Raw genomic sequence first — 16780 nt, 5'->3', positions numbered from 1 at the left:
CCGGCATTTCCGCTTGTAGAGGTTGGTGGTTCGGGAATGCTGTCTGCAGTTGCCGAATCGATCCGCCTAGATGTCACTCAATTCCGTGAAACTGGCAACATCTTCCGCTCAGTGGAAGATGGAGGGCGACTGCTCTCGGTAGAGGAACCGCTCGAACTCGGCCGACGCTACTGTGTGCTGGGTTGTGAGGCTCTCGTCGCTCCTCCCACTGACGTTGAGCTTCAAATCACAAACCAAATCGAGGTAAGAGGATGGCACTTCTGCGAGATAGAACTCCCCACAGGCCGCGTGGGGCACGCGGACCAATTGGCAGAGTCGATCGAGCATTTCCTCGGACGGTTGGTGCGGTCAGCTAGGGTTCGCGTCTGGCCGGTCGAGCCACCACCGCATCATATAGAGGCTGATGGAACGCTGATATACCCGATCGGAACCGAAAAAATCATAATTCGCCGTAGCGCTCCGTGCCAAGCTACTACCTCTGATGGCGTGGAAACTAGTCAAGTAACCCGTGTCCACTGGTCGAGCGACGAATGGGGCGGAATTGATGGCGTTGGCCCAGGCCCGTTGGCCTTGTTCGTGGGCGACCAAGAACAGTTCTGCGTACGGATTGAGGCGTGCGGGCCATTTTTTCCGGTCGGAATTCAAGTTGATACTCCTCAAGGCTGGTTTGATCTGTTCGATCCTCGCGCAAGTCGCGCCGTCTTCGCCGCCGTGACAATGACGTGCCGCCTTGTCTGTCCTTGTGAACGGATCGCGGTGAGCATACCGATCGACGTGACGGCGTGGAGCCGAAGTGGGGAAACACTGACATTTACGGGAACTGAAGCATTTCGGCGGGTAGATGCTGGTGGTTTCGGTGCGCTGCAGGGAGAGGAGCTATTGAAGAGTGTGGACGAGCCTTCGAGGACAAATCCGAAGCAGGTTTGGCTTGAAGGAGTGATGAGACGGCTGGGCAATCAGACAGTGGCCGACAAGCTGTCGTGGCGAACGCGGGCGGACGCGCGCGGAGCATCTCAATTGTCAGCATTCGAAGACCCGTCATGGCTTCGAATCTACGTTAAAGCCGCCAAATTAGGATGATACCGGCATGGCATATCTGGGTATTGATCGCAGGCGATTCGAGTATGTTCTTAGTCTTGGCGCAGATGAATTTGAACTACGGCGCTTCTTCATCGAGAACCGAACAATGCTGATCCAGCATGGCGGACGAGTACAAAACATTCCGCAAGGCTTAAAAGCCAGAGTCCACACCTTGGCGTTCGAGTTGCCCACGACGACGGACGGCGATGTGCAGTCGTGGTTTGGGAAGCACTTGACGATGGTCGATCCAGAGGAGCCAGCGAGGGTAGTCGAGGAGTTCACGCTCTATGAGGAACTTCGGGAGCCGATGCCAGAGAACAACGCTAGGCGCCTGGCGAGATCGTGTCTTGTTCACCTGTTCAGCGACAAGCCGCCGTTTGTGTTGACAGAGTTCTTGCGCACCCCAATGGGTGGGGTATCACGCCAGAAGGGTGTGGCAGAAGAGCCGGCCCAAACCGTCCCGGCTCTCCCGACGCCCACCGCCGCGTGGATCGTCCCTTCGGGTCTGTCCAAGCTGCTTGTGGACCTTGTGGAGGGGCACGACGTTGACGAGGATCTTGCTGACCTGCCGCCAGAATTCGGCACGTTCGTTTCCGGACTGCAAGCAGGGCAATTGGGGCGTAGAGAGGACGCGCGTGCGATGGCGGCCGCACTGCAAGATGGGTCTGTACTCCGCCTAAGCTTGGAGGCGTTCCTGAAACGTCGAGACGCTCGACGCAACGAAAACAGCGTATCCGTCAAAGGGCTTCGGACCCAGGACGAATCTAGCTTCAGTGGTGAGTTTTTTTCGGAACGAGACGAAGTGCTGGGGTATTGCACCAACGCGAGTCGACCCAGCGCAGTGTTTGTCAAACCGCTGGCGATCGTACGACCGGGGCAGGTGCTGTTTTTGTCCGACGACGACGCGAGGAGCATCTTTCCGGACACCGGCGACCTTATCGCTTTCCCAGGTTCCGGTCATCCTAGGCAACCTGTCCGTGGCGAGATCGGCGTATGGAAGGTCGAGGAACACGACACGGAAAAGCGCACGCGCTTTCATTTGGTATCTGATAAGCGCTCCGTGTTCGAGGCCAGGATGGTCCCATTTCCCTCCACGGACTACGACTCCGTGAGGGAGTATTTGAAGGAATTATCGTCACGTACCGAACGGCCACCGCTAAATCCCTATGTCTACCAACTGAGCGACGGTCTGGTGGTAGCTTGCCGGCCTGACCGGGCAGACTTGAATAGAGACGAGACCTTCGAGTTGGGCCTACTTGAGTGGGAGTCGCTACCGGCGCTTCGTTTTGATGGTCGCCTCTTCGTTATCGGGCCCTTGCCCAAGGAGCAGTCCATATATGAATGCGGCAGCTTAGCCTTCACCGCAAAGAATCTGTTTCGGAACAAAATAGGAAATGGGGCCGCCGCCGGCCTCACGAAAGCGCAGTTGCGTGACCTAGCTCAGTCGCTGGGCAATGGAGAGTCTGAACTGACTGGTCAGCGAATTGCTCGGCTCAGCGCTGAGCTTCTTCGATTGGCTGATCAGCGTGAAGTCCTAGATGTACTTGTCGAGAGCGTGGCACAACGGGCGGAGGTTAGATCGCGAATCGATCAGGTGATTGAATTCGAGGCTGCGAAGGAACTAGCGGTACGTACCGATCTACAAGGGGATATAGAGCGACTTCAAAAAGAACGAGCAGAGTGGGAAGAGCGTATTCGCAAGCAGCGAGACGAGCACAGGAGGCTACGAGACGAAACCACGAAGGTGGTGCGCAGCGCATTCGATAGAGCACGAAACGAAGGCATGCCCAAACTACTTGCCGATGCCGCGATCTTTCAAGCTCTTTCGACAAGCGTCGGCCTGTCTCCCGCACAGCCTGTGGCATCGACTTCAGTGGTGTCACCACGGACGTCACCGCGGGAACTGCTAGTCGCCCCGAGCGATGCAGTCACGGCCCTTCGCAAATTTGGCGTTGCTAAGCAGCGAGCCACCGCATTTTCCGCATTGTCCAAGGCGGTCCACGGCGCTGGCCTCATGCTCTTCGTCAAGGGCACAGTCGCACGTCCAGCGGTCGAAGCTTGGGCTGCTGCGCTTGGCGCGCGAGGGACTCTGTTTGATGTGTCGGTTGGTTTGATCGATGACGAAGTCGTCCGGGCCATACTAGGAAGCGTTCCACCGCCAGAGGTTGTCGTGCTCTTCGATGCAAATCTGTCGGCGCTCGACATCTATGGACGGTCTCTGACGGACTTGGCTATTACAAACATCGCCCGATCGGCAACGGTGCCTATGCCAGCAACGTTTATGGTGCTTTCCGAAGGGCTGGGGGCATTGCCGGTTCCTCGGACGTTCGAGCAACTTTCTGTTGAAATCGATCTAGAGCGTCGATATGAGTTTAGGGACGCCGCATACTTCGAGGGAATGACGCTAGAGAGCGGTGCTGAAGCGGAGCACCCGTCACTGTCACGACTTTGGGAACTCGGCGCGCGACGTCTGAGTGAGGAGATCGACAAATTACAGCCGGAAGACCGAGCCCTTGCTCTTTCGGTCTTGCTTGCCGAACAAGGAGCGTGAACATGAGCATCGGTCTCCATGGCGCCCGGCTATGACTACGGCGTGATAGTCAGTCATTTGAAAACCCAAGCAGATGCTCAGGAATTGCATCCGAGTTACTCGTTGCCTTTCTGCGACACATGTGTACGGACTTTGTCGAATCGGCAGGCGGTGCAATAAAACAAGCCAAGTATCCTAACGGGATGTTCGAGCAGAAAGTTAAAAGTGGCAGCACCTATGGGGGCATCTCCCCTGCTGCGAGGGCGAAGGTGCTTTTCTACACGGTTGTGAGGCTGTTAGTTTGGTAGTCCTCCTCGCGACGAAGTAAAATCCAGATCACCCGCAAGCCGGAACAACGCCCGCCATTTCCACGACGTACGCTCCCAGCCCGGACTACCTAACCCATGAACCTAGAGGCACCTATGTTAAAGCGCTTCATATCGCTGGCCCTTCTGACGGCCACCGCATTCTCCCTGTTCGGCTGCAATACAGTAGCCGGTGCAGGCCAGGACATCTCAAACTCTGCGCGAACCGTCCAAAAGGCGCTGTAACGCCGGACGACGACACATCACCCGTACTCATCCCGACAAATTCCACCCAGAAACCCGCGGCGCATTCCACAGACAAAATCAACGCTCAACCAACAACGCGTCGATGAAAAAGCGCCTCTCCCTCATCCTTCTACTGGCCACTGCTTCCACTCAGGCATGGAGCACCGAGCCCCTACCCGCGACCCCCTACTCAAAAGCCTACGCCGCCTGCACAAAAAAATCCGGCTCCCCAGGCTTCTACGACCAGTCCGCCGCCGCCCGTTGCGACGAAGCGGAAGTGAAACTCCAGAAAACCCGAATAAACACCGCCTACAACAAGATCCTGAAGATGTGGGCAAACGACCCATTGGCGATCGAAAAGTTGAACAAAGCGCAAAAGGCGTGGGTGCAATGGAGGGACGGCACCTACCATCTACTGCAGGAGAATGGAGGCTCGAATGGCCAGGTCGTCTACATTGTCAGTTCGAGCTTCCTACTCAAATCGCTGGCCGATCAGGCGAATCTGCTGGAAGGCATTCTCGCCGCCAACGGCGGAAACTAGACGGCGCCGTGCGACAACATCGAGTCACGGCCGCAACAACAAAACCACCTCACTCCTCAAACATCGAATGCCCATTCGCCGACGCCTCAGGAATCGGCTGCACCACATCCCAGTGCTCGACAATCTTGCCGTTCTCAAGCTTGAAAATATCGACAATCGCACTACCCCGCGTGCCAGGTTCCCGCACCGCATGCACATGCAGGATCACATAGTCGCCGTCAGTGAACACCTTGGTGATCTCGCTATGCGACTGCGGATACCTCTCCTTCAGAAACTCAACAAACTTCCGAAAGCCCTCAGGACCATCCGCAGCGAGCGGATTGTGCTGCGTATACCGCGGACCGACATACTTCAGCGCGGCATCCGCATCTTTCTTGTTCAAGCCTTCGTCGTAGAACGCCAGCACGACTTCCTTGTTGTGGGCTTCGGTCGTGGTGTCGTGAGCAAAGGCGGCTGGTGCGCTTGAAACCATCAGCGCCAAGGCGATAAAAGCAGGGATGACTTTCATTAATCGGTTCTCACTGTGTAGGACAGCGTCAGGGCTTAGGGAGGGGTACTTCACAGCGCCTCCGATCATACTGGAGGCGTGTCCATTCATGCCTCTCGCCGCGCACCGTATCGAAGGTCCATGCTGTGACAGCGACAGTGCAGAAGCACCTAGCACAGCGGCATTTCACCACCTCTTTGTATCCCACTGTATCCACAACCCCGAGCGTTACACAACGTTGCACCGACGGACTTTGTCGACATAAACCAGATACGTCCTCTGGGTTTAATGCTTCCAAGCCAGCCGACCTGGCTTCATCAACCGAAAGCGCAGACGGGCGTTTGCGCAGGAAGGCATTCACTACCCTGAGGTGTACATCATGAAACTCGTTCAATCGCTTGTCGTTGCCGTTGCTATCGTGATCCCGGCTCTGTCGTTCGCACAAACGAACCATCCGCTGACCCGTGCTGAAGTTCGCGCGGAGCTGGTCGAACTACAGAAGGCCGGCTACAACCCATCCACCGACTACACGCAATACCCCGCGAACATCCAGGCAGCCGAAGCCCGTCTGAGTGCGCAGAAGGGCGTGACTTCATCGTCGTATGGCCCGTCGACGGCTGGCACGTCGGCATCGGGTTCACGTGTGTCCCAGTCGCAGTCGGAATCGGAAGTAATCGGTCTCGGCCCGATCTACGCAAAGCCGTAAGCGGCCAACCGAAACAACAAGCGCGAGGTTCGCGGGCCGATGTTCCTTCCGGTCACGCCTCGCGCCGCTTCCGGCTCAAACGCCGAACGCGCCGCCGCGTCATCAAGAGCTCGCAGGCCTCTCAACACACACGACAATCAGAAAGGAGAATCAACCATGAACGACCCAATCAACACCCGACGTCGCCGACTGCTCGGCACGACGATCGCAGGTATCAGCTTGCTCGAGCTAGGCCTAAGCGGCATCGCGAACGCACAGTCCATCGGCCCCGATACAACGGAACCGCGCGCCGTTTCATTCGCCAACCTGAGGCAGATCAATATCGGAACGCTGAGCATGGGCTACGCGGAAGCCGGCCCACAAAGCGGACCGGTCGTGATCCTGCTGCACGGCTGGCCCTACGACATCTACAGCTTCGTCGAAGTGACGCCGCTGCTCGCAGCAGCCGGCTATCGCGTAATCGTGCCGTACCTGCGGGGCTACGGCACGACGCGTTTCCTGTCCGCGGATACGCCACGCAACGGTCAGCAAGCCGTGATCGCAGTCGACATCATCGCGTTGATGGACGCGCTGAAAATCGACAAGGCCATTTTCGGTGGCTTCGACTGGGGCGCGCGCACGGTCAACATCATCGCCGCGCTGTGGCCGGGACGATGCAAGGCGATGGTATCGGTGAGCGGTTATCTGATCGGCAGTCAGGAGGCGAACCGCACGCCGCTGCCGCCGAAGGCCGAACTGTCATGGTGGTATCAGTTCTATTTCGCCACGGAGCGTGGTCGTGCCGGTTACGAAGCGAATCGCCACGAGTTCAACAAGCTGATCTGGCATACCGCATCGCCGAAATGGAATTTCGACGATGCGACGTTCGAGCGTTCGGCCACGTCGTTCGACAATCCGGATCACGTCGCCGTGGTAATTCACAACTATCGCTGGCGGCTCGGTATCGCGCAGGGCGAGCCGCAATACGACGAACTCGAAAAGCGTCTCGCGACGGCGCCGCCCATTTCCGTTCCGACGATCACGATGGAAGGCGATGCCAACGGCGCACCGCATCCCGAGCCGGCCGCGTACGCGAAGAAATTCACTGGCCGGTATGCGCACCGGAACATCGGCGGCGGCATCGGACACAACCTGCCGCAGGAAGCACCGAAGGCATTTGCCGATGCCGTCATCGACGTCGCGCGGTTTTAACCGGCTGACCCGGACAGGAGTCACTCATGCGAAAAATCCGCACAGCACACCTCGCGCTGAACGCGGCGCTTCTAGTATCTGTCGTCGCGAATCACGCGTCGGCGGAGACGCCGAAGTCCGCGCCCTCGCCGATCTACGGCGTCACGATTCCCGACGGCTACCGCAAGTGGCAAATGATCGCGCCGTCCGTAGAAGCGGCCCCGCTCGACGAGCTGCGCGTCATACTCGGCAACCCGAAGGCGATCGAGGCGATCGAAAGTTCGACGCAGCCCTATCCCGACGGAACGATCCTGGTGAAGCTCGCGTACAAGCGCAAGCAGTCACCCGATTTCGAGCCTGCGACGGTGCCCGGGCAACCCACGACGGTACAGGTGATGGTGAAGGACTCGCACCGTTATGCATCGACGGGCGGCTGGGGCTTCGGCCGTTTCGTCAACGGGCAGCCGGTCGACGAAGCTCAGCATCAAACGTGCTTCGCGTGTCACGCAGCCCGCGTGAAGGATCGCGATTACGTGTTCACGCGCTTCGCTCCGTGACTGCGCCGTGATCGAAATCGGCCTGCGTTAAAGCATCGATCCCCGCTCGCATGCCGCGTACGCATCGCAACGGAGGGAGCAGAAAACAGAAACCGGGCAAGCCCGCAAAACGCGAACCCACCCGGCCGGAACAGAACAGAACGGAACAGATCGAAACAGACCCTAGGCCGCCGCCCGCTTCGGCGTCACCGCCGACACGACAAACGTCACGACGATGTTCGCCACGAGCGCAATCAACCCGATATACAGCGGATAGGTCGCATCGCCGAGATGCAGCGCATACACCGGCTTCAGCCCCTGCACGATCGCGAGCCCCGTGCCGATCACGATGCCGACCAGCCAGCCGAGGAACAGCCCCGGCGTGTTGAGTCGTCGCGTGTACAGCGAGAACACGATCGCCGGGAAAATCTGCAGGATCCACACGCCGCCGAGCAGTTGCAGGTCAATCGAGTACTGGGTCGGCAGCACGACGATGAACACCAGCGCGCCGAACTTCACGACCAGCGAAACGATCTTCGCGGTCGACGCCTCAGCAGCCGGCGTCATGTTCGACGACACCAGCGGACGCCACAGATTCCGCGTGAACAGATTCGCTGCGCCGATCGACATGATCGCCGCCGGCACCAGCGCGCTGATCGCGATCGCGGCGGCCGCGAAGCCGACGAACCACGACGGGAACAGCGTGCCGAACAGCGCTGGCACGACGTCCGATGCGGACTTCACGTGTATGCCCGCGGCGATCGCCATATAGCCGAGCAACGCGATCAGGCCGAGCAGCAGCGTGTACGCGGGCAGGAAGATCGCGTTCTTGCGCACCGTCTGCGCCGACGCCGACGAGAGTACCGCTGTCATCGTATGCGGATACATGAACGCCGCGAGCGCCGAGCCGAGCGCAAGCGATGCATACGCGGTGAACTGCGTCGGCTTCAGCAGGATGCCGGTTGCTCCGCCCTTCGCCTGGAAGTAGTGATCGGCTGCGTCGAACACGTGGGCGTAGCCGCCGAGCTTCACCGGAATCAGCCACACGGCCGCGATCACCACGATGTAGATCATGATGTCTTTCACGAACGCGATCATCGCCGGCGCGCGCAGGCCGCTCGTGTACGTGTACAGCGCGAGGATCACGAACGCGACGATCAGTGGCAGTTCGCCGCTCACGCCGAGCCCCTTGATCACGACTTGCATACCGACCAGCTGCAGCGCGATGTACGGCATCGTCGCGACGATCCCGGTCAGCGCAACCGCTGCGGGGAACCACTTGCCGCCGTATTCGCCTTGCACGTAGTCGGCGGCGGTGATGTGGTCTTTCGCGTGCGCGATCTTCCACAGCTTCGGCATCACCGCGAACACGAACGGGTACACGATGATCGTGTACGGCAGCGCGAAGAAGCCGTATGCGCCGACCGAATACACCAGCGCGGGCACGGCGATCACCGTGTACGCGGTGTAGAAGTCGCCGCCGACGAGGAACCACGAGATCACGGTGCCGAACTGGCGGCCGCCGAGGCCCCATTCGCTCAGTTGGGTCAGGTCGCCGCGTTTCCATCGTGCCGCGAAAAAGCCGACGACGGTGACGAGGACGAAGAACGCGATGAAGACGGTCATCGCTACCGGGTCGATGGGATTCAGATCGCTCATTTAAGGCCCCGGTAAACGACGTAGATCAGCAGCGACGTGAGCGGCACCCAGAGGAACTGATACCAGTAGAAGAACGGAAAGCCCGCGAACGAAGGACGCGCATCGTTGTAGAACGGCAGCCAGAGCAGCGCGATGTACGGGAGAAGCAGGATGAGCCATAGCCATGAGCGGCCGGGCTGGTCGGTAGATTCCACGGTTGTCTCCTGTGGTTGTTTGAACTGGTGTTCGGGTCGTGCGGTTTTTTTTGCGGCTCGCCCGGGCGATGCAGGGCGCACCGGTGCATTGAAACAGAAAGCTGACCGGAATGCAGCGGAAGACGCGGGCGCGGCGAAAGCGTCCGTGAAAGAGCCGCGACCCGGCGTCCCCGTGATTCATTGCCGGTGCGGTCTGACCGACCTGTCGTGTGCGTACGGGAAAGCACTGAAACCCGCGCCGAAAGCATCCGACGCCCGGCGGCGTAGTATTCGCTTTCGCCGCCACGGCGGCAAGCGCACGATTACGTAAGCCAGCTACGTAAAATTACGTAGCCTACCTGTCGTTACTTCACTGCGATGAATCTTAAAGCGAAGATGTTTCTGCTCGCGATCGTCCCGTTTCTGGGGGCGATCGCCGGCATCGAATTCGGTGTGCGCGAGCAGGCCAAAGTGCTGGCCGATACGCAGCACGCGACGATGCAGGCCGCGTACATATCGAGCAAGGAGCTCGAACTGAAGCATTACGTCGATCTCGCGACCAGCGCGATCGCGCCGCTCTATGACGTGCCTGCCGCCGACGCGCGCGACGACGCGACGCTGCGCCTCCGCGCGCTCGACGTGCTGAAGAAAATGGACTTCGGCCCGGACGGCTATTTCTTCGTCTACGACATGCATGGCCGCTCGCTGATGCATCCGCGCGAAGCGAACCTCGAGGGCCAGGACCTGTGGACGATGCGCGGTCCGCACGGCGCGTTGCCGATCCAGGAACTGACCGCCGCGGCGGCGCGTGGCGGCGGTTATGTGCGCTACGTGTGGCATCGTCCGTCGACCGGCCGGCTCGAGCCGAAGCTCGGCTACGTCGTGCCGCTCGAACGCTGGGGATGGATGGTCGGCACCGGCATCTATCTCGACGACGTGAACACGACGCTCGCACAGATCGACCAGCGCGCGTCGGCGAACATCGATCGCACGGTGATGTGGATCGGCGCGATCGCACTCGCGGGTCTCGGTGTGATCGCGGTGTGCGCACTGGTGCTGAACGTCACCGAATACCGCAGCGCCGACGCGAAGCTGAAGCGGCTCGCGCAGCAGGTGGTGGAGTCGCAGGAGAACGAACGCGCGCGGCTGTCGCGCGAACTGCACGACGGCATCAGCCAGATGATGGTGTCGGTGAAGCTGCTGCTCGAATCGGCCATGGCGCATCTCGAACGCAGCGACGTGCGGATACCCGCGGCGGAAACCGCGCTGTCGACGAGCCTTGCGCGGCTCCGCGACACGCTGCGCGAAGTGCGCCGCATCTCGCACGCGCTGCGGCCCGCGATGCTGGACGATCTCGGGCTCGCCGCCGCACTCGAACAGCTCACGCGCGAACTCAGCGAAGAGGCCGGCATCGAGATCGGCTTCTCGCAGACCGGCCACGCGAACACGGCACCGATGTCGGATGCCGTCAACATCGTGCTGTTCCGCATCGCGCAGGAAGCGCTGACGAACGTCGTACGCCATTCGCTCGCGACGCGCGCAAAGCTGTCGCTCGATGTATCGGCCGAGGCGGTCACGCTGTCGATGTTCGACAACGGCCGCGGCTTCGATGTCGCGCATGCGTTTGCCGGTCCGCGTGGCGGCGTCGGGTTGCGCAACATGCGCGAGCGGCTCGAACGGCTCGCCGGCACGCTGTCGCTGATGTCGCAGGCGGGTCACACGATTCTCACTGCACGTGTGCCGTTGGCGAATGGCGCGCCGCGTCTCGCGGCCTGACCTCGTAGCCCGAAGGAATCCGACATGAACGACGTTTCATCCACCGCTGCGCGCCTGATGCTGATCGACGACCACCCGCTCGTGCGCGACGGTCTGCGCGCGCGGCTCGATGCAGTGCCGAACTTCAAGGTCGTCGGCGAAGCGGGCAATGCGGACGAAGCACTCGCGCTCGCCGCGCAACACGAACCCGACCTCGTGCTGATGGATGTCGGCATGAAGGGGATGAACGGCATCGAACTAGCGGCCGTTTTTCATGAACGCTTTCCCGCGATCCGCGTGCTGATGCTGTCGATGCACGACAACGTCGAGTACGTCACGCAGGCGGTGCGCGCGGGCGCGAGCGGCTACGTGCTGAAGGATTCGCCGGCCACCGAGATCGTGCTCGCGATCGGCGCGGTGCTGCGCGGCGAGCTGTTCTTCAGCGCGGGGCTCGGCGCGCGGATGATCCAGGCGTCGGCGATGCAGACGCCAGTCGAACGGCTGACGCCGCGTGAGCGCGAGATTCTCGATGCGCTCGCCGATGGGTTGTCGAGCAAGCAGATCGCGCAGCGCAACGGCTTGTCGGTGCGCACGGTGGAGACACATCGGCTGAATCTGAAACGCAAGCTCGACATCGAGGGGCAAGCGGAGCTGATCAAGTTTGCGGTGGAGTATCGGCGGAGAAGCTAGGTGCTGCACAGCGGCTAGATCGACACGCGCTACACCGCCGAATATGTAAACAGAATGAATCGGTGCGCACGCATTCGCGTGACGCGACGCGACTTCGTGCGCGCTGAACGGGCGCCAGGCCGAACTGCTTCAATGCATGTCAGGAGCACACGAACAGCAAGTTCGGTTGCCGGGCGCTTCGGCCGCACCTCGAGCATTTGCAAGAGGCCCGGGCGCTCACGACGCAAACGGTACGCACGCCCCCGATGGCGTGCGAAGTTCCGTTTCGCCCTCGTTATTCATATATCAGGAGACGCATCATGTCCGGCAACAACAACGGAGTTGGCTCAACGTCGCCCAACTTTTCGCATACCCAGCTTCCGCAGCCCAGCGACGATGCACCCGCGACGCCTGCGCGCCGCAGCCCGTCGCTGCGCAGCCAGCACTCGAACGAGAACCTGCCGCCCGCGCGCACTTCGCAGGAGGGCACGGAGATGCAGGCCATTTCGCGGCAGGTGAGTGTGCGATCCCGCCGGTCGCTCTCGCCGCCGATCGAAACAGCTACAGACCAGATCGAGCGCATCTCGGCGGACGACGTAGAACGGGCGCTGGACACGATCGTCAACGAACCGCTGCCGCCGCACGTGAATTCGCCGGCCAGTCTCTGGCAGCACGTCGTCGGGCGGCTGCAGGGGGCGCTCGGCGGCGGGGTCACAGCCGGGATCACGTTCGGCGCATTCCGCGGTCTCGGTCCGCTCGCCGAGCACACGACGAACCCGGGCTTCGGCGCGCAGATGGCTGCGCAGATGCCGGCCGTCGTGATCGGCGGCTTGGCCGCCGGAGTCGGCAATACACTGGCATTGACGGTTGCGGCGCCGGTCGCCAACGCACTGCTGTCGAAGGCACTCGGTACCAGCACGTCACTCGTGCCCGAGAACCCGGAGCACATGGTGCCGGAGGGCTATCCGAACCGCGACGCGCAGATTGCGGGAATCCGGAAGGCACAATCGCGATTCGGTGTCGACTCGCTGATCAATATCCTCTCCGGTGTCGTGTCCTTTGGTGGCCTCCATGCCGTGCGCGGTGCACTGACGGCCAACGCGAACCTGTCGCCGGGTGTGGGCTATGCGGTGGCAGCGCTGACATCGTTCGCAGCCGGCGGTCTGACTACGCTGCTGACGCAGACCTTGCAGGCCAACAACCGGATCACGGTGCAGGGTCCCGATGGCGAGTCGCAAACGTTGCGACTCTTCAAGCACGCATCGAATCCTCCGCCGGCTGTCGGCGCCGCGGTCAACGCTGCGGTGCAGGGTTTTACCGGCGGTCGGGAGGGGGCGCGGGCGATCGCGCATGTGGTCTCGCAGATCGCGCAGCGCGGGGGGATCGTCACCGCGTCGACCGTCGGGTACGGCATGACACAGGCCGTGATTCCGACGGTTCGGGATGCATTCATGCGGGACGGTCAATCTCTCGAGGACGCCAACAGCCACGCCGCCGCCGCGATGAACGCGGTCGGCTTCACCGCGGTCGTGATCGCTTATTTCACGTTGCTCGGCAAAGTCGCCGGAACGCTGCCGCAGCGAAATCCGCCGCCCGCTCAGGATCCCGCTGGTCCCGGTCCGGCGCCTCGCTAGTTGACGCGACTTCCGGCCGTAGCGCTCCTGCGGCCGGTTCTGTGTTGCGCGCTTCATTCACTGTCAGCCAACCCGGACGCAGATCCAGCCTCAACTTCCCAACTGTCCCTTCAACCAGCGATAAAACTGCTGGATCGTCGCATCGCGCGGATGGCCCTCGCGCCACGTGAAGAAGTAATCGAGGGACGCGGGAATCCGCACGTGGCCCAGCTGCACGAGCTCACCGCGTTCGATGAACGAGCGCGCGAGTTGCAGCCGTGCGGTGGCGACCCCCTGGCCCGCGACCGTCGCCTGCAGCAGCAGGCCGGCATCGTCGAAGATCGGTCCACGATCGGGTTCTTCGGCGGACAGGCCAGCCGCTTCGAAGAAGTCGCGCCACGAACGCCGCGAGAAGTGCAGCAGCGGCATCGTCGGCAAGTCTTCGATGCGGAAGTCGGGATAGCGCGCGAGCAGCGTCGGGCTGCAGACCGCGACGACCATATCGTCGAGCAGCTTGCGGCTCAGGAAGCCGGGCTCGTCGACGCGCCGGTGCCAGATGCCGATGTCGACCGAATAGGGATCGGGCGGCACGACGCTCGCGTGCATGTGCAGCGACAGGTCGACCAGCGGATGTTTTTCGTAGAAGTCGCCGAGCCGCGGAATCAGCCACACCGACAGAAAATCGGACATCGCGCTCAGCTCGAGCCGCGTCGCGCCCGCGCTACCGAGACCGCGGCGGGTCGCGTCGAGCGCGTCGCGCAGGTCGTCGAGACTGTGCCGCACGCGGTCAGCGAGTTGCGCGCCGGCCGCGGTGGGAATCATCCGCGCACCGGCCCGGCGAAACAGCTCGACGCCAAGCTGTTCCTCCAGCCCCCGAAGATGATGGCTGACGGCGCTGTGCGTCAAATGCAGTTCTTCGGCAGCGCGACTGAAGCTGCGCCGGCGCGCAGCCGCTTCAAGCGCACGCAGAGCCTGCAGAGGAGGAAGGGGAGTTGGCATGACGTCAAATTCTACTCACAATCGACGTCGAAATCTCTCGCTGGCTCCAGACGCCCGACTCGCGAATAATCGAGCCCTGTTCCCGTATTCCCCAGATTCCCAGACAAGGCTGTCCGCATCATGACCTCGACCAGACTGCGCGTATTCGTCGTGTTCTCGCTCGGGTACTTCGTGTCGTACCTGTACCGCGGCGTGAACCTCGGCTTCGCGCCGTATCTGACACACGAACTCGGCTTTTCCGCCGCCGATCTCGGCACGCTGACGAGCCTGTACTTTCTCGGCTTCGCCGGCGCGCAGATTCCCGCTGGCGTGCTGCTCGACCACTACGGCGCGCGTCGCGTCACCGCGTGCGTGATGCTGGTCGCGGCGGTGGGCATCCTGCTGTTCGGCCTCGGCCACGATCTGCCGACGATGATGATCGGCCGGCTGCTGATCGGCATCGGCGTATCGGTGTGCCTCGGCGGCGCGTTCAAGGCGACCGCGCAGCATTTCCCGGTCGCGCAGCTGACGCTCGTCAACGGGTTCGTGATGGCGGTCGGCGGGCTGGGCGGCGTCGTGGTCGGCACGCCTCTGTCGTGGCTGCTGTCGGTTGTCGGCTGGCGTTCGGTCTGTATCGGTCTCGCCGTGTTCACGACGCTCGTCGCGGCGAACCTGTTCGCGTTCGCGCCGAAAGTGCGCGACACGCATCGCCAGGCCGGCGTGTTCGAGCAGTTCAAGGGCACGTGGCACATCCTGAGCAGCCGTGCGTTCTGGAAGCTCGCGACATTCTCCGGTCTCACGCAGAGCGTGTTCTACGCGATGCAGTCGCTGTGGGTCGGCGCGTTCCTGCGCGACGTCGTGATGCAGGATGCGCCCGGCGATGCGGCTGCGCATGCGGCTCACGCGGCATCGCTGGTGTCGGTGCTGGGTGCGGCGTTCATCGTCGGCAACATTGGCTTCGGCGCGCTCGCACGCACGCTCGAGCGGCGCGGCATGACCGTGCAGTTGTTCTCCGGCATGACGATGGTGGCGTTCGTGCTCGTGCAGGCCGCGATCGCGGCGCGCGTGCCGCTGCCCGAGCCCGTGCTGTGGGCTGCCTACGGCGCGCTCGGCGGCACCGGCATTCTCACGTATTCGGTGCTCGCGCAGCATTTCCCGGTGCGGCTGATCGGTCGCGTGAACACGACGTTCACGCTCGTGATCTTTCTCGCGATCTTCGTGCTGCAGGTGGCGATCGGCGCGGCGCTCGGTCATTGGCCCGCGCGCGACGGCCACTTCCCGGCCGTCGCGCATCGCAGCGTGTGGGCGGTGCTGATCGCGCTGCAGGCGGCGGGTGCGGTCTGGTATTTCATGCCGGCGCGGGGTGCGCGGGTGGTGGGGCAAGCGACGGGGTCGCAGGTGTAGGGGCGAAGGATCGCAGCGCAGCGCCGGTCGCCGCTCACACCGTATTGAGCATCCCACCGTCGACGAAATACGTCGACCCGACGCTGTAGCTCGCGCGCTCCGAACACAGGAACACGATGAAGTCCGCGAGTTCGGCAGGCGTCGCGAAACGCCGGATCGGCGCATGCCGGTCGGCAACGGCCTGTAGATGGCCTTCCCAGTCGCCGCCCGAATCCTGCGTGAGTTGCTTCGCGGTTTTCACCCAGTCGGGTGTCAGTACGAGGCCCGGATTGATCGTATTGACGCGGATGTTGTCGCCGATCAGTTCGTTCGCGAGGTTCTTCGAGAACATCATCAGCGCGGCCTTGGTGACGTTGTAGATCGGCTCGTAACCGAGCGGCTGCACCGCGCAGATCGACGCGTTGTGCAGGATCGCGCCGCCGCCGCGCTGCTTCATCGATGGCACGAGGCCACGCGCGAGCCGCACTGCGGCCATCACGTGCAGGTCCCAGTACGCCTGCCATTTTTCGTCCGGCGCGTTCAGGATCGTTTCGTTGCTGCCGGTGCCCGCGTTGTTGAACAGGATGTCGGTGCCGCCGAACGCATCGAGCGTCGCATGCACCAGCCGGTCGACGCCCTCCTGTGTCGCCACGTCGCACGCGACCGGCACCGTGCGCACGCCGTGCCGCGCGGCGATCTGCGCGGCCGCGGCGTCGAGACGCTCAGCCGCGCGAGCAGCGAGCACGAGGTTCACGCCTTCGGCCGCGAAGCTTTCCGCCACCGCGAGCCCGATGCCGACACTCGCACCTGTCAGTACCGCGACTTTGCCGCGCAGATTCAGATCCATCGATGTCTCCTCGTCGTCTGAACATGGACCGGGCCACAGCCGAGGTCCGTGCCGGCCATCATAGGACACGACGGCCGCCGCGCGAAGCGGCAACGAAAGGAG

General features: G+C 62.1%; 15 protein-coding genes. 10 read left to right on the top strand and 5 right to left on the bottom strand.

All coding sequences use genetic code 11. The features are described from left to right. The first annotated feature begins 36 nt into the window (after nt 1-36). The 3 genes from ACREXZ_RS00130 (at nt 37) to ACREXZ_RS00120 (ending at nt 4702) form a co-directional block, all read left to right on the top strand. Nucleotides 37-1080 (top strand): hypothetical protein, encoded by a 1044-nt coding sequence (locus ACREXZ_RS00130; RefSeq protein ID WP_431761996.1) that lies wholly within the window; start codon nt 37-39, stop codon nt 1078-1080. A gap of 7 nt (nt 1081-1087) precedes the next feature. Next, on the top strand, nt 1088-3631 hold the full coding sequence (locus ACREXZ_RS00125) for a hypothetical protein (protein ID WP_431761995.1): 2544 nt from the start codon (nt 1088-1090) through the stop codon (nt 3629-3631). A 633-nt stretch (nt 3632-4264) separates the two neighbouring features. Further along, the gene (locus tag ACREXZ_RS00120; protein WP_431761994.1) at nt 4265-4702 is read left to right on the top strand and encodes a lysozyme inhibitor LprI family protein; all 438 of its coding nucleotides are present in this window, start codon (nt 4265-4267) and stop codon (nt 4700-4702) included. A 49-nt stretch (nt 4703-4751) separates the two neighbouring features. On the opposite strand, the gene ACREXZ_RS00115 is transcribed toward ACREXZ_RS00120, so the two are convergent. Continuing rightward, nucleotides 4752-5174, bottom strand: a complete 423-nt coding sequence (locus ACREXZ_RS00115) for a nuclear transport factor 2 family protein (protein WP_431762452.1) — start codon at nt 5172-5174, stop codon at nt 4752-4754. Between the two features lie 394 nt (nt 5175-5568). Between ACREXZ_RS00115 and ACREXZ_RS00110 the strand changes: the two genes are divergently transcribed. From ACREXZ_RS00110 to ACREXZ_RS00100, 3 genes are all read left to right on the top strand, one after another. Continuing rightward, entirely contained in the window at nt 5569-5895 is a 327-nt protein-coding gene (locus tag ACREXZ_RS00110) for a DUF4148 domain-containing protein (RefSeq protein WP_431761993.1), read from the top strand. 156 nt (nt 5896-6051) lie between these two features. After that, a complete protein-coding gene (locus ACREXZ_RS00105) occupies nt 6052-7086 on the top strand; it encodes an alpha/beta fold hydrolase (protein WP_431761992.1) in 1035 nt (344 codons plus the stop codon). Nucleotides 7087-7112: 26 nt separating this feature from the next. Beyond that, entirely contained in the window at nt 7113-7622 is a 510-nt protein-coding gene (locus ACREXZ_RS00100) for a cytochrome P460 family protein (protein WP_431761991.1), read from the top strand. A gap of 162 nt (nt 7623-7784) precedes the next feature. Here ACREXZ_RS00100 and mctP read toward each other — a convergent pair whose 3' ends face one another. After that, entirely contained in the window at nt 7785-9260 is a 1476-nt protein-coding gene (gene mctP, locus ACREXZ_RS00095) for a monocarboxylate uptake permease MctP (protein ID WP_431761990.1), read from the bottom strand. Next, the gene (locus ACREXZ_RS00090) at nt 9257-9454 is read right to left on the bottom strand and encodes a DUF3311 domain-containing protein (protein ID WP_431761989.1); all 198 of its coding nucleotides are present in this window, start codon (nt 9452-9454) and stop codon (nt 9257-9259) included. The genes mctP and ACREXZ_RS00090 overlap by 4 nt, the downstream gene beginning before the upstream one ends. Nucleotides 9455-9811: 357 nt before the next feature. On the opposite strand from ACREXZ_RS00090, the gene ACREXZ_RS00085 reads away from it, so the two are divergent. From ACREXZ_RS00085 to ACREXZ_RS00075, 3 genes are all read left to right on the top strand, one after another. Then, entirely contained in the window at nt 9812-11209 is a 1398-nt protein-coding gene (locus tag ACREXZ_RS00085; RefSeq protein ID WP_431761988.1) for a cache domain-containing protein, read from the top strand. Nucleotides 11210-11233: 24 nt separating this feature from the next. Then, nucleotides 11234-11878: a response regulator gene (locus ACREXZ_RS00080; protein WP_431761987.1), complete on the top strand. Its 645-nt coding sequence runs from the start codon at nt 11234-11236 to the stop codon at nt 11876-11878. A gap of 299 nt (nt 11879-12177) precedes the next feature. Further along, nucleotides 12178-13491, top strand: a complete 1314-nt coding sequence (locus ACREXZ_RS00075; RefSeq protein ID WP_431761986.1) for a hypothetical protein — start codon at nt 12178-12180, stop codon at nt 13489-13491. A 90-nt stretch (nt 13492-13581) separates the two neighbouring features. On the opposite strand, the gene ACREXZ_RS00070 is transcribed toward ACREXZ_RS00075, so the two are convergent. Beyond that, complete coding sequence (locus ACREXZ_RS00070) at nt 13582-14469, bottom strand: LysR substrate-binding domain-containing protein (RefSeq protein ID WP_431761985.1); 888 nt, start codon at nt 14467-14469, stop codon at nt 13582-13584. 120 nt (nt 14470-14589) lie between these two features. On the opposite strand from ACREXZ_RS00070, the gene ACREXZ_RS00065 reads away from it, so the two are divergent. Further along, on the top strand, nt 14590-15852 hold the full coding sequence (locus ACREXZ_RS00065) for an MFS transporter (protein WP_431761984.1): 1263 nt from the start codon (nt 14590-14592) through the stop codon (nt 15850-15852). A gap of 34 nt (nt 15853-15886) precedes the next feature. Here the strand turns inward: ACREXZ_RS00065 and ACREXZ_RS00060 are convergent, their stop codons facing one another. After that, nucleotides 15887-16678 (bottom strand): SDR family NAD(P)-dependent oxidoreductase, encoded by a 792-nt coding sequence (locus ACREXZ_RS00060; protein ID WP_431761983.1) that lies wholly within the window; start codon nt 16676-16678, stop codon nt 15887-15889. Nucleotides 16679-16780 lie beyond the last annotated feature (102 nt).

The organism is Paraburkholderia sp., from assembly GCF_050742655.1.
Taxonomy (GTDB): Bacteria; Pseudomonadota; Gammaproteobacteria; order Burkholderiales; family Burkholderiaceae; genus Paraburkholderia.
Note: the sequence above shows the minus strand (reverse complement) of the source record. Positions and strands in the feature narration are given on the sequence as shown.

Excerpts from the sequence above, each read along its gene's own strand:
- ACREXZ_RS00130 (WP_431761996.1), top strand. The coding sequence starts at position 37 with ATGCTGTCTGCAGTTGCCGAATCGATCCGCCTAGATGTCACTCAATTC.
- ACREXZ_RS00125 (WP_431761995.1), top strand. The coding sequence starts at position 1,088 with ATGGCATATCTGGGTATTGATCGCAGGCGATTCGAGTATGTTCTTAGT.
- ACREXZ_RS00120 (WP_431761994.1), top strand. The coding sequence starts at position 4,265 with ATGAAAAAGCGCCTCTCCCTCATCCTTCTACTGGCCACTGCTTCCACT.
- ACREXZ_RS00115 (WP_431762452.1), bottom strand. The coding sequence starts at position 5,174 with ATGGTTTCAAGCGCACCAGCCGCCTTTGCTCACGACACCACGACCGAA.
- ACREXZ_RS00110 (WP_431761993.1), top strand. The coding sequence starts at position 5,569 with ATGAAACTCGTTCAATCGCTTGTCGTTGCCGTTGCTATCGTGATCCCG.
- ACREXZ_RS00105 (WP_431761992.1), top strand. The coding sequence starts at position 6,052 with ATGAACGACCCAATCAACACCCGACGTCGCCGACTGCTCGGCACGACG.
- ACREXZ_RS00100 (WP_431761991.1), top strand. The coding sequence starts at position 7,113 with ATGCGAAAAATCCGCACAGCACACCTCGCGCTGAACGCGGCGCTTCTA.
- mctP (WP_431761990.1), bottom strand. The coding sequence starts at position 9,260 with ATGAGCGATCTGAATCCCATCGACCCGGTAGCGATGACCGTCTTCATC.
- ACREXZ_RS00085 (WP_431761988.1), top strand. The coding sequence starts at position 9,812 with ATGAATCTTAAAGCGAAGATGTTTCTGCTCGCGATCGTCCCGTTTCTG.
- ACREXZ_RS00080 (WP_431761987.1), top strand. The coding sequence starts at position 11,234 with ATGAACGACGTTTCATCCACCGCTGCGCGCCTGATGCTGATCGACGAC.
- ACREXZ_RS00075 (WP_431761986.1), top strand. The coding sequence starts at position 12,178 with ATGTCCGGCAACAACAACGGAGTTGGCTCAACGTCGCCCAACTTTTCG.
- ACREXZ_RS00070 (WP_431761985.1), bottom strand. The coding sequence starts at position 14,469 with ATGCCAACTCCCCTTCCTCCTCTGCAGGCTCTGCGTGCGCTTGAAGCG.
- ACREXZ_RS00065 (WP_431761984.1), top strand. The coding sequence starts at position 14,590 with ATGACCTCGACCAGACTGCGCGTATTCGTCGTGTTCTCGCTCGGGTAC.
- ACREXZ_RS00060 (WP_431761983.1), bottom strand. The coding sequence starts at position 16,678 with ATGGATCTGAATCTGCGCGGCAAAGTCGCGGTACTGACAGGTGCGAGT.